The organism is Brevundimonas sp. FV1ye4L (assembly GCF_058681255.1).
In genome coordinates this window covers 1931994-1944076 of the sequence record NZ_CM178734.1, presented here as the reverse complement: position 1 = coordinate 1944076, position 12083 = coordinate 1931994, and the positions used below count along the sequence as shown (strand labels likewise).

The 12083-nt window shown below is 63.8% G+C and carries 9 protein-coding genes; 2 read left to right on the top strand and 7 right to left on the bottom strand.

The window, feature by feature from the left end:
• Window positions 1-60: 60 nt before the first annotated feature.
• From ACW17X_RS09325 to ACW17X_RS09310, 4 genes are all read right to left on the bottom strand, one after another.
• The gene (locus ACW17X_RS09325) at window positions 61-432 is read right to left on the bottom strand and encodes a hypothetical protein (protein ID WP_492096893.1); all 372 of its coding nucleotides are present in this window, start codon (window positions 430-432) and stop codon (window positions 61-63) included.
• A gap of 3 nt (window positions 433-435) precedes the next feature.
• Window positions 436-1263: a TIGR02587 family membrane protein gene (locus ACW17X_RS09320; protein WP_492096892.1), complete on the bottom strand. Its 828-nt coding sequence runs from the start codon at window positions 1261-1263 to the stop codon at window positions 436-438.
• A 7-nt stretch (window positions 1264-1270) separates the two neighbouring features.
• On the bottom strand, window positions 1271-3418 hold the full coding sequence (locus ACW17X_RS09315) for an amylo-alpha-1,6-glucosidase (protein ID WP_492096891.1): 2148 nt from the start codon (window positions 3416-3418) through the stop codon (window positions 1271-1273).
• A 146-nt stretch (window positions 3419-3564) separates the two neighbouring features.
• On the bottom strand, window positions 3565-4698 hold the full coding sequence (locus ACW17X_RS09310; RefSeq protein WP_492096890.1) for a glycosyltransferase family 4 protein: 1134 nt from the start codon (window positions 4696-4698) through the stop codon (window positions 3565-3567).
• 276 nt (window positions 4699-4974) lie between these two features.
• Between ACW17X_RS09310 and ACW17X_RS09305 the strand changes: the two genes are divergently transcribed.
• Together ACW17X_RS09305 and ACW17X_RS09300 are read left to right on the top strand one after the other, a co-directional pair.
• Window positions 4975-7593, top strand: a complete 2619-nt coding sequence (locus ACW17X_RS09305) for a PAS domain-containing protein (RefSeq protein ID WP_492096889.1) — start codon at window positions 4975-4977, stop codon at window positions 7591-7593.
• A gap of 7 nt (window positions 7594-7600) precedes the next feature.
• Window positions 7601-8335, top strand: coding sequence for an SDR family NAD(P)-dependent oxidoreductase (locus tag ACW17X_RS09300; protein WP_492096888.1), 735 nt, complete (start codon window positions 7601-7603; stop codon window positions 8333-8335).
• A gap of 10 nt (window positions 8336-8345) precedes the next feature.
• Here the strand turns inward: ACW17X_RS09300 and ACW17X_RS09295 are convergent, their stop codons facing one another.
• The 3 genes from ACW17X_RS09295 to ACW17X_RS09285 form a co-directional block, all read right to left on the bottom strand.
• Complete coding sequence (locus tag ACW17X_RS09295) at window positions 8346-9959, bottom strand: methyl-accepting chemotaxis protein (protein WP_492096887.1); 1614 nt, start codon at window positions 9957-9959, stop codon at window positions 8346-8348.
• A gap of 100 nt (window positions 9960-10059) precedes the next feature.
• Window positions 10060-10548 carry a MarR family winged helix-turn-helix transcriptional regulator gene (locus tag ACW17X_RS09290; protein WP_492096886.1) on the bottom strand — a complete coding sequence of 163 codons (489 nt, stop codon included), beginning with the start codon at window positions 10546-10548 and terminating at the stop codon, window positions 10060-10062.
• Window positions 10549-10650: 102 nt separating this feature from the next.
• The gene (locus ACW17X_RS09285) at window positions 10651-11781 is read right to left on the bottom strand and encodes a sensor histidine kinase (protein WP_492096885.1); all 1131 of its coding nucleotides are present in this window, start codon (window positions 11779-11781) and stop codon (window positions 10651-10653) included.
• Window positions 11782-12083: the final 302 nt, after the last annotated feature.

Sequence of the window (12083 nt, the reverse complement as noted above, 5' to 3'; positions counted from 1 at the left end):
TCTCCTTTCTGCCCTAACGCCGCAGAGGCCCCGGCGTTTCCTCAAGCCAGGTCGAACGTCTTACGGGGCCGACCAGCCCTCGACCCTGACGACGGCGCGGCGGGGATCGGCGTCGAACCGGACGTAGGCCTCGGCGTCGCCGTGGCCGGGCACATAGTCCAGGGTCGCCGTGGCGGTCTGATCACCCAGCACGGCTTCGATATTCACCGCTGCGGCGGTGTCGTCGCCGTCGTTCTTCACCTTGATCTTGGCGATATGACCTGTGGCCGTGGTCTCGACTTCGACGATGCGCGCGCTGAGCATGGGCGGTGCGCTGGGCCGCACGCCCTCCCACGCCATGACGCCGACGGCCGACGCCGTCACACACGCGCCCACGACGGCCATGATCCACTGCAGCACAGGTCTTTTCTCGGCGCTGTTTTTCGTACTCATGGCTCAGACCAGAAGACGGGCTGCGGCCGCGCCGATGGCGGCTGGAAAACCCAGGACGATCATTGTGTGCAGCACCCCGCCCAGCGAGTGGCCGTCCGTGCGACCGAAGACGAACAGGACGAAGAGACTGATCCCCAGGGCGATTACGTAGCCGGGCAAGGTGAAATACAGGAAGGCTTCGACGGGACGATCCGCTTCTTCCTGACCCGCAAAGCCAGCCTTGAAGACGATCAGGTGCAGCAGCAGGATGGAAAGGGCGATCATTCCAAGCGCGTGGACGGCTGTGGTCTTGTAGGCGATCAGGATCATTTCCTCTGTCGGCGCCACGTTCAGGGCGAAGAACAGGGCGCCCGCCGCCATCAGGAACAGTTCGCCCAGGTAGGAGGCTTGGCCTTCGTCCGTTTCGCCCCTGCCGCCGCCGCTCAGCTGCTTGCGAGCCAGCAGGGCTCCCATTGCTCCGGGGATCGCCTGTAGCGCGACCATGCCCACGGCTTCATGCGGAGAGGCGTCCCACTGGATGACGCCGAACAGGAGCAACAGGACGGAGGTGGTGATGAAGCCGACCGCCAGGGCCACAGATGTATCGAGCAGGTCATTAGATAGACCGCGCCGGTTCGAGAACCCGGCGTAATAGGCCAGGCCATAAAGCAGGGGCAGGCCGGCGCCGACGAACAGCAGCAGCCGCCACCGGTCCATCGCCACCCCGGCCTCCCACATCTCCATCGTCATCAGAAGGGGAATGCTGAACACGAGCGCGCCGGCGAACGCGCGTCCGAGATCCCGGAGATAGTTGCGTTCGAGACGCGAGGCGGCGAGGGCGGAAGGGGTCATCGAAGAGTCAACGAAGCGTTCTGACCGCCAGCCGCCCCTGACGATGGTCCGGTATAACGACGGCGCGGCCATCGACGTGCCGGATCGAAAGATCGACCACGGCGTCTCCGATCGTCAACCCGGTGATCTTCAACCGTTCCAGACCCGCAGGCAGCACGGGGTCAGCCATGTCGATCGTTCCGGTCCAGGCGTCGATGGACAGACCAAGCGCCGCCTGGAGCATCAAAAAGACCGAACCCGCCGCCCAGGCCTGGGGCAGGCAGGCGACCGGATAGGCGATGGGCGGCTCGCCCGGTTCGCGCGGGAATCCGCAGAACAATTCGGGCAGGCGAAGATGGAAATGGGCGGCGGCGGCGTAGATCTCCGCCAGGATGTCGGCGACTGCCTGCCGCTCGCCATAGTTGGCCATCCCCGCTGCCGCCATGGCGGTGTCGTGCGGCCAGACCGAGCCGTTATGATAGCTCATCGGATTGAACCGCGCCTGGCCCAGCTCGAGCGTGCGGATGCCCCACCCCGTGCGAAACTCGGCCGACAGCAGGCGTTTGGTGACCCGCCGCGCGCGCTCCACCGAGGGCAGACCGGTGAACAGCAGATGGCCGGCGTTGGAGGCGATGGCGCGGCACTGCTCGCCGTCGCCGTCCAGGGCGACGGCGTAGAAGCCCTCGTCCTCCATCCAGTATTTGTCCTCGACCAGGGCGCGGACCTGTTCGGCGCGCATACGCCATTCAGGCGTGCGGTCGTCGTACAGACGCTCGCCCAGATCGCCCATGGCGCGCCAGGCAGCGAAGGCGTAGCCCTGCACCTCCAGAAGCGCGATCGGACCCTTGGGGAAGCGACCGTCGGCGTGGAAGATCGAGTCCTCGGAGTCCTTCCAGCCCTGGTTGGACAGGCCTGTGTCGGCGCCCCGCTGATAGTCGATCAGGCCGTCGCCGTTGGAGTCGCCATAGTCGCGCATCCAGTTGGCGGCGGCGACCAGGTTGGGCCAGAGTTCACGGATCAGATCCAGGTCGCCGGTCCGGCTGGCGTAGGCGCCGGCCAGGGCGATGAACAGGCAGGTGGTGTCGACCCCGCCGTAGTAGAGGCCGAAAGGCACCTCGTGCAGGGCGCTCATCTCGCCGCCGCGGGTCTCGTGCATGATCTTGCCGGGCTGGCTATCCTGGAACAGCGAGGTCTCGGTCGCCTGGCGCGAGGCCAGATAGGTCAGGACTCCCTTGGCCAGCGACGGGTCCAGCCACAGCATTTGCCAGGCGGCGATGATGCCGTCGCGGCCGAACGGGGTCGAGAACCAGGGCGTGCCGGCATAGGGGTAGGGGCCCGTGGGCAGGTCGGTGGTCAGCAGGGCCATGTCGGCCCGCGACTGATCCAGCCAGTCATTGAACCGCGGGCTGCGCGGCCCCCGCACCGAGGCGCCGCGCCGACGTTTGGCGCGCATGGCCAGGCGGGCGTGGACGGCGTTCTGACGCCACCGGCCGGCGTCCGGCGTCTCACAGGAATCGACGCCGCATTCAATGAACAGGTCCATGGACCGGCCCTTGGGAAGGCTGAACATGAACTCGGCCCGGTGATGCGTCAGCCGCGCCGGGGGCTCGGAAAAGGCCAGACAGCTGGCGCGGTCTACGCCGTCCAGTCCGGTGTAGCGGAAGGTGACGCGCCGACCGTCCGTCGTCGGAGCGTGAAGCGTTCCGCGCTTGGGTCTGGGCGTGCCGCGGACCTGGAAAATGTCGGAGAAGTCCGCGCCGAAGTCGAAGGCCAGGGGCAACAGGATGTCCTCCACCCCGTGGTTGACCATCTGAATGCGCTCGAACAGCCGACGCCCCCACAGAAACCGACGCCGCTCGATGTGCAGCACGCCGGCCGGCGCTGATCGTCCACCCATGGGCGGCAGCGGCCGGTTGGTCGTGTGGCAGGAGAAGAAGACGTTGTCCTGGCTGACGCCTGACGACAGCCGTGACGGCTTCAGCAGCCCCACTGTCATTGTCCATCGCGACAGGACGCGCGTGTCGCCGGCGAACAGGCCGTCGGCGCCGCCGGTCATGTCGCCCCAGCCGTCGGCGACGAGGAAGGTGTCGCCCTCCTTCAACGCCATCAGCTGTTCGAGACCCGAGGCCTCGATGGTTTCGCCTGCGCTTAATTGGGTGGTGTAGGCGTCGTCCATGCGGTCTCTCCCGGTCGTTTGAGGCCTGTCCTGAGCCTATCCACCCTATTGCGGCGCTCAGGAGCCGCTTGAGTGATCAAATGGCGAAGGCGGCGGAGGGTTCACCTCCGCCGCCTGTTTTTCTTCATGAAACCGGTAAGGCGACGCTAGGCGCTTGCGGCGAAGGTGCGGTCTTCGGTGATTGGGCGAATGGGGGTGACGCCGCTATTCAGGGGGGGCGCGGCGCCCAAGGCCGCTGCGGCGAACGGCCGACGCGCCAGCAGATCACCATAGACGTCCAGATAGCGGCGGGCCATGGCGGTGGCCGAGAAACGCAAATCGAACCGGGCCCTGACGGCCTCGCGGTCCAGCAGATGGACGCGACTAGCCGCCGCAACAGCCTGTTCCATGGTGTCGACCAGGAAGCCGGTGGCGCCGTCCTCGATAATCTCTGGCGTTGAGCCGCAACGGAAAGCGACTACGGGCGTGCCGCAAGCCATGGCCTCGATCATCACCAGGCCGAAGGGCTCGGGCCAGTCGATCGGAAACAGCAGGGCGTCGGCGCCGCCCAAGAAAGCCGACTTCTGGTGGTCGCCGATCTCGCCAACGAACTCGATCAGCGGATTGCCCTCAACCAGCGGACGGATGGTCTCCTCCCAATAGATCTTGTCGGCGGCGTCCACCTTGGCCGCGATCTTAAGGCGCTTGCCCAGTTTGGTGGCGATCTCGATGGCGCGGTCAGGGCGCTTCTCGGGGGATATCCGACCGAGGAAGGCCAGATAGCCCTGCGACTGTGGGGAGAACAGGTATTGCTCTCCCGGCATGCCATGGTGGACGGTGGCCTTCCAGTTGGCGAGCGGCAGCGGCCTGCGCTGGTCGTCAGAAATGGAGACGAGGCCGAATTCAGTCCACCGCGCATAGACGCCCGGCAGATCCTTCATGTCCAGACGACCGTGAAGGGTGGTCACCGTCTTGTCCGCATAGGGTCTGAACACGGGGAAATGGATCATATCCGTGTGGAAGTGGATGACGTCAAACTGATCTACGCGGTCAAGCACTTCTCCCAGCATCGACATGTGGGCGGCGAGGTCAGATTTCAGGGGGGCTGGATCAAGGCGAATGGCCTGATCGCGAACCGGAACCAGCCGCGCCCGGGTCTGTGCGTCCGCGCTGGCGAACAGGGTGACGTCGTGCCCCAAATCCACCAGGGCGTCGGTCAGATGCGCCACGACGCGCTCGGTTCCGCCGTATAGCTTCGGAGGAACGGCCTCATAAAGCGGGGTGACCTGCGCGATCTTCATGATGTGTGCTCCGACCCGCCAAGCCGGGCCGCCAAAACTAATGGCCGGGCGCGGAGTCGGTTCCGCTATGTTCGGGATTTCTTTAATGGTTACGGTAGTTTAAGCTGAGCGGTGCGGGCATTTTGTGTACGAAATCGGTCAAAGGCGCGTTCTGGGTCTTCAAGGTGCCCCAAATGCCCGAGCTCGACATCCGACGGGCGTGATGAACCGTAGAGCTTTTCGTGTGTTTTGATGCCCGTGCGCCCCTTTGACCATGCGCAGCGGAGGTGAAGGCGATTGACTGAGTCCGACCCTTATGATCCGAAAAGCGCAGACCACCTCAGGCGAGAAGCTGAGCGGATTGCGGCGGAGGTTCTGGGCCTGGACGGCGGCACGGACCCTTTCGTTTCGGCGGTGCGCGCGACGCGTATGCCGATGATCATCACCAACCCTCGGCAAGCCGACAATCCCGTGGTGTTCGCCAACGACTCCTTCTGTCGGCTCACAGGCTACGCCCGTGAGGAGATCGTCGGGCGCAACTGCCGCTTTCTGCAGGGGCCTGAGACGGACCCCGAAACCGTGCGTCAGATCCGGCAAGCGGTGGACGCCGTCCGACCGATTGAGATCGACATCCGCAATCATCGCAAGGACGGGCAGGGCTTCTGGAACCGTCTGCTGATGGCGCCGGTGTTCGATGCGAACGGAGCGCTCACATACTTCTTCGCCAGCCAGGTCGACGTGACTATTGAGCGCGAGCGCCTCGCCGGTTTGCAGATCGACAAGGCCGCGCTTGAGGCTGAACTGACAAACAGGCTGCGGGCGGATCGCGACCGGGATCGCGAGTTGGATCTGGCGATGCGGGCCGGTGGTCTGGGCGCGTGGAGCGTCGATGTGCAGACACGCACCCTGGTCGCCTCTGACGCTTACAAGACACTGATGGGTTGGCCGGTCGATACGACCTTCACCTACGAGGATCGTCAGAAGATGATCCATCCCGACGACCGCGACGCGGTGCTCGCGCAAAGCGAGGCGACCATTCGGGACGGCGCCGATTATCACATCATTCACCGGGTCATTACTCCGTCGGGTGATGTGCGCTGGATGGAGGCGAGAGGCATACTGGTGCTCGACGCCGAAGATCGGCCTCGTCGCATCGCGGGCGTGACCACGGACGTCACCGAGCGTGTACGAGCCGAACGCCTCCGTACGGCCATGGTGGAGCTTTCGGACGTCTTGCGTGATCTCGAGGATCCGGAGGAGATCACCTATGCCGCATCAGAGATACTGGGGCGCGCCCTGGAGTTAAGCCGAGTTGGATTCGGCATTGTGGATCGAGACGAGGAAACGATCACGATCACACGCGACTGGAATGCGCCGGGCGTGCAGACCCTGGCGGGGGTGCTGAACTTCCGCGACTACGGCTCCTATATCGAAGACCTGAAGCGGGGCGAAACCGTCTCCTTTTCTGATGCCCGGGAGGACCCGCGCACCTTGGCGACCGCGCCGATGCTGGAAGCCATCAAGGCCCGCGCTGTCGTAAACATGCCCCTGCGGGACCAGGCGGGCATGGTGGCGTTGGTCTATCTAAACCACGCTTCGCCGCGCGCCTGGCAAGAGGACGAGCTTCGATTTCTTCGCGACGTCGGCGAGCGCACCCTGGCGGCGCGCGAACGCCGACGGGCCGAACGGCATCTGGCCAAGTTGGCGGCGTCCCTTGAACGGACGGTTGAGGAGCGGACCGCCAAACTTATGGCCAGCGAGGCCGCCCTGCGCCAGTCGCAGAAAATGGAGGCCGTGGGTCAACTGACCGGAGGCATCGCCCACGACTTCAACAATTTGCTGACCGGCATCTCGGGGAGTCTCGAGCTTCTGGCCAAGCGGATCGCCGAGGGGCGAGTGGCGGAGGCGGGCCGGTTCATTTCTGCGGCCCAGGCGGCGGCGCAACGAGCGAGTGCGCTGACGCATCGTCTCCTCGCCTTCTCGCGTCGCCAGACGCTGGAGCCGAAGGGCATAGACGTTGAGAGCTTGGCGCGCAGCATGGAGGACCTGATCCGTCAGACCATCGGGCCGGCCATCCAGTTCGAAACCGGCTATCAAACCGGTCTCTGGCCGGTGCTGGTCGATCCGGGCCAACTGGAGAACGCGCTCCTCAACCTCTGCATCAACGCGCGCGACGCTATGCCGGACGGCGGACAGTTGACGCTTGAAATGTCCAACCGCTGGATGGACAGGTCCGTGGACGCCGGCTTTCATCTGGAGGCGGGCGAGTATGTGCGCATCTGCGTGACAGATACGGGCGTGGGCATGACGGACGACGTGATCGTGCGCGCCTTTGATCCCTTCTTCACCACCAAGCCCCTCGGCCAGGGCACCGGCCTCGGCCTGTCGATGATCTATGGCTTCGTCCAGCAGTCAGGCGGGCAGGTTCAGATCTTTTCCCGACCGGGCGAGGGCGCCGCGATCTGCCTTTATCTGCCTCGATATCTCGGCGCACTCGACCTTGGCGAAGACGTCGAAGATGCGCCCGCATCTACGCTCTCGCGGGGACAGCGGACGGTGCTTATCGTCGATGACGAAGCCACGATACGTATGCTGCTGTCGGAGGGCCTAGCGGACGACGGTTATAAGCTGTTGGAAGCGGGGGATGGTCGTGAAGGCTTGGCCATCCTGAACTCCGGGCGAGCCATCGATCTTCTCATTACCGATGTGGGACTGCCCGGTGGGATGAACGGCAGGCAGTTGGCTGACGCAGCGCGGGTCGGTCGGCCTGGACTGAAGGTGCTGTTCATCACGGGCTATGCCGAGACGTCTGTCTTGAGCGGCGGGGATCTCGACCCGGGGATGCATATTCTGACCAAGCCCTTCGAAATGAAGGTTCTCGCGCGGCGGATCGACGCCATATTTGAAAGTGACTGAGGGGCTGATGACCGGGACAGGAAATCTCGCCGTTGTGGTCGGCGCCGGGGGCGGTATCGGGGCCGCCTTGCTGCAAGGACTGGCGGCGCAGAATCGTTATGACGGCATGATCGGGCTGGGGCGGAGCAGGCCGTCCGACTGGCCTGACGACGCGGCTTGGCGCTTCATCGAGACGGACATCACCGACGAGGCGCAGATCGCCCGCGCGGCAGAGGCCGTCGCTCTCCAGGGACTGCCGTCGCGCGTCATCGTCGCGACCGGTTTGCTTCAAGGTCAGGGCCTGACGCCTGAGAAGACGATGCGGGCTCTGGACGCCTCTGCCCTCCAGCAGTTGTTTCTCGTCAACGCCGTCGGACCGGCCTTGGTGGCGAAGCATTTTCTGCCATTGACGCCCCGCGACCGGCCCAGTGTCTTTGCGGCCCTGTCCGCGCGCGTGGGCAGTATTTCGGACAATCGGCTGGGGGGGTGGTACGGCTACAGGGCCTCCAAGGCCGCGCTTAACATGTTCATCGCCACGCTAGCCGTTGAACACCGACGGACCCATCCGCTGGGGATTTGTGCCGCGCTACATCCGGGAACGGTCGAAACCCGCCTCAGCGCTCCCTTTCCCGCGCGTTCGCCGGTCGCCGGCCGGTTGTCGCCGACTGACGCGGCTCAGGCGCTTCTACGGGTCGTCGATGGGCTGCAGCCGTCTGATAGCGGCCGCTTTTTCGCCTGGGACGGAAGGCCCATAGAGTGGTGACGCGCCTGGGTTAGAATTCTTCCCAATCGCTTGTTTGGGGCGCTGCGGCGAGCGCTGCGGACCCTATTTGCCGCATGGCCGGTTGGGCCGGGCGTGAGGAGCGCGGCGACGGCGCGCTGTGGGAAGGCTTTGCTGTTGCCCTGCCGGCCTGTCCCGCACTGTTTTGGTTTGTGACCTGGAACCGTGCGAGGAGCGAGGCCAGACGCGCGCCCTCCTGCGTCAGATTGTGGCTGGCGGCTGTGGATTCCTCGACCATGGCCGCGTTCTGCTGCGTCACCTGATCCATCTGGTTTACCGCTGTATTGACCTCGTGAAGCGCCGTGGATTGTTCCTGGGTGGAGGCGGTGATCTCGGACATCAACTGGTCGATTTCCATCACCCGCGCGACGATGGCCGACAGGGCTTCACCCGTCTCCCCGACCAGACTTACGCCTGACTTCACCTGAACGGATGAGGCCGTGATCAGGGACTTGATTTCTCGTGCCGCTTCCGCCGAGCGTTGAGCCAGGGCCCGGACCTCGGAGGCGACTACGGCAAAGCCGCGACCGGCCTCGCCCGCGCGGGCCGCTTCGACGCCGGCGTTTAGCGCCAGAAGATTGGTCTGGAAGGCGATCTCGTCGATGACGCCAATGATCAGACCGATCTTGTCGGCTGAAGATTCGATCGCCCCCATGGCGTCGACGGCGCGATGCACGATCTCCCGCGACTTCTCCGCCGCGACGCGCGACGTCTCCACGACCGTCGCGGCCTGGTGGGCCCCTTCTGCGGTCTTCTTCACCGTGGCGGTGATCTCGTCGAGGGCGGCGGCCGTTTCTTCCAGGGTCGCGGCCTGTTGTTCGGTGCGTCGCGACAGGTCGTCGGCGGCCTCGCTGATTTCGCTTGCCCCGGCCTGCATGGCCTGGGTGTTGCCCGAGATTTCCGCCATGGCGGCGTCCAGTTGGGCCATGGCCGCGTTGAAGTCTTCCTTCAGCCGCGCGTAGCTGCCGGGGAAGTCGGTGTGGATCCGCGCCGTCAGATCGCCCTGGGCCAGTGCAGTCAGGGCGTCCGCCGTGGCGGCGACCACGCGGTTCTGTTCGGCCTCGGCCTGGGCGCGCTTCTCGTCCGCCTCTCGCCGAGCGGTTTCGGCCGCCTCAAGATAAAGGGAGATGACGATGTCCATGTCCAGCATGGCGGCCTTGACCACGCTGGCGATGGCCTCGCCCAAAGCGTCTCCGTCGTCCTTGCGGCCGAACGGGCCGCGCTTGCTGGAGTGCGCCTTGACGATGGCCTTGATCAGACCGTTGAGGATCAGTCCATAGCCACCGATATACCAGCGCGGCTCGAGCCCGATCCGGGCATGGGTAAGTCCGATTCGACGCACACCCTCGACATACTCGGGCGTGAAATCCCCCGAGGCGATAAGGGACCAGTGCTTGGATTGAGCATTTTTCGCGCCCGAGATATGGTCTTCGGAGTTGAAAAACTTCGCGACTTCAGGGGTGGCGCGGACCTGATCATAGAATGCGTCCAGGCTCTGCCCCAGGGCAGCTTCAATCGCAGGTCGCGTTTGAGAAAGCGCCGTTTTGGCGCGAGCGTCCAACTTCAGAAAATCCAACCGCTTCTGAAGTTCCATATCTGCAGACATGCTCACCCTTTCGTATGCTCCGGAAAGGATGTGCGGTTAGGCCTAAGTCAGGGTTAATCTGAGTTGAGGTGTGAAAAGGTTGCTGTGTGCAACCTTTGTCCTAAGCGGCTTCTTCCCGAGCGGTCGTCGCAAGGGACTGGATGAAGTCGTCCAACATCGGCGACATCGTGCGCATGGCCTCGACCGCCTCGGGAGGCAGAGCCGCAGCAAAGCCGCGGTAGTCGGCGCGACGACGCGCGAGACGTTGCTCGCCCACCGCCGTCAGGGAGAGCATCGTGACACGCCGATCCGTCGGATGGGCGCTGCGGTTGATCAGGTCGTTCTTGACGAGGCCATCGACCATTCGTGAGATGGTCGCTGCGGGCAGGTTCATGGCGTCGACCAGCGTACACTGCCTGAGGCCGCGCCGGCCGGCCCTTTCGACGATATTCAAGGCCTGGACCGTCGATTCACTCAGGTTTCCATCAACGAACCGATGGTCGAGAAGCTGATCCAGTTGCTGAATAAGGGTGTCGAAGGCGATCAGCGTCGCGGCCGCCTTGTCGTCAGCCGGCAGGAGTTCGGCGGCAATGATTCCACGTGATCCCATACACCATTTCTAGTTTAGCCTATGCGGCGTTCAATAGTGGCAAGTACCTACTCGGCGTCGATAATTGGCGACGAAACAGAGGCTTGCCGACTGTAGTCGTGATCATGAGCGCCTTCCTGCGGCCTTTGCAGGGCCTTGCCTGTACTTGTGTTGGTTGACGTCCCGTTCGGGAGCGTCGCCGGGAAGATGAAGATCATGCACATTGGCGTTGAGGGTGAAGGCGAACGCGGCGCCGCCGAGTGGACTTGGTGCGAGATTAATGCCGCCGCCATGGGCTTCGACAATGGTTCGGCAGATCGTAAGGCCAAGTCCCATTCCGCCCGGCTTGCTGCTGACGAGCGGTTCAAACAGCTTTTCGGCCATTTCCGACGGCACGCCCGGACCATTGTCGCTGACCACCATGAGGTATCCCTGGGGTGTGGGCCGGCCCGAAATCTCTACCTTGCGCGCCGCGCCTGTGGTCGGCGCGTCCATGGCGTTCCTGGCCAGATTCAACACGACTTGCTGCAGTTGGACGCGGTCGCAACGGGTGAAGTCGCCCGGATCGATCCGGGCGGTGATCTCGGCCTTTGTTTCTCGTGCATGAACGTGCAGGATCGGCAGGATCTCGTTGATCACCTCGGCGACATTCTCTCGAGTCTGGAATCCCTTGTCGTGGGTCAGGAGTGACCGGAGGCGCCGTATGATGTCTGTTGCACGCTCGACCTGACCTCGGGCCGCTCGCATCATGTCCGCCACCTCGGTGGTAGTCTCGCGCCGGCCTAGGGCTGAGTCCGCAGCCGCAAGATAATTGACAGCGGCGCCAAGCGGTTGATTGAGTTCATGGGCCAGCATTGACGCCACTTCTCCGAGTGAGTTCAGCCGCCAGTTGTGAATGATCTGCAGCTTGACGTCCTGAAGCGCCGCCTCGGCCGCGACGGAGGCCGTCATATCCTGGATGAACAGGGTGACCAGGTCTTCTCCCGCCATTGAGAACCGCGCAGCCTGCACGTCGACGAAGGCTTGCCCGCCATCGACGCGCCTCGCCCTTCTGTGCAGGTCTTTTCCGGCGCTGCGGCTTGCGGCGTTGATATCTTCGACCGCCGAGGGCGAGGCCAGCGCAGCGACGTCGAAATCCTCGAGCAACTCGCGAATATCGACGGCAGGCGCGATCAAGGATCGACCGAAAAATCGCTCAGCAGTGGCATTGGCGCAGCGAACCGTGCCGCACCCGTTGATCGCGACAATAGCCATAGGGGCATCCATGAGGATGCTTTCTGCAAAAGACTCCACGTCCTGGCCTCCCGCCCAGTCCCGACCGACGCTTCGCCGCTAGAGGGCGAGTTAACGTCGGTGGTTGAATTGAAGGGTTTTATATCAACTTAGAAGGGAGTTGGAACAACTATTTCAGTACGGTGACAGTCAAGCTTCGTGACAATCATTAGCGGAAATATTTTTACACTTGTGTACGTAAATGACCCTACGTCCATGAGGGTGGAGCGGGCCCTGTTGTTTGAGAACTGTTGTCGTTATCTTAAAGCGCGCACGTCGGCCGT

Coding starts and splice junctions, on each gene's coding strand:
- ACW17X_RS09325 (WP_492096893.1), bottom strand. CDS start 432: ATGAGTACGAAAAACAGCGCCGAGAAAAGACCTGTGCTGCAGTGGATC.
- ACW17X_RS09300 (WP_492096888.1), top strand. CDS start 7,601: ATGACCGGGACAGGAAATCTCGCCGTTGTGGTCGGCGCCGGGGGCGGT.
- ACW17X_RS09295 (WP_492096887.1), bottom strand. CDS start 9,959: ATGTCTGCAGATATGGAACTTCAGAAGCGGTTGGATTTTCTGAAGTTG.
- ACW17X_RS09290 (WP_492096886.1), bottom strand. CDS start 10,548: ATGGGATCACGTGGAATCATTGCCGCCGAACTCCTGCCGGCTGACGAC.
- ACW17X_RS09315 (WP_492096891.1), bottom strand. CDS start 3,418: ATGGACGACGCCTACACCACCCAATTAAGCGCAGGCGAAACCATCGAG.
- ACW17X_RS09285 (WP_492096885.1), bottom strand. CDS start 11,781: ATGGCTATTGTCGCGATCAACGGGTGCGGCACGGTTCGCTGCGCCAAT.
- ACW17X_RS09320 (WP_492096892.1), bottom strand. CDS start 1,263: ATGACCCCTTCCGCCCTCGCCGCCTCGCGTCTCGAACGCAACTATCTC.
- ACW17X_RS09310 (WP_492096890.1), bottom strand. CDS start 4,698: ATGAAGATCGCGCAGGTCACCCCGCTTTATGAGGCCGTTCCTCCGAAG.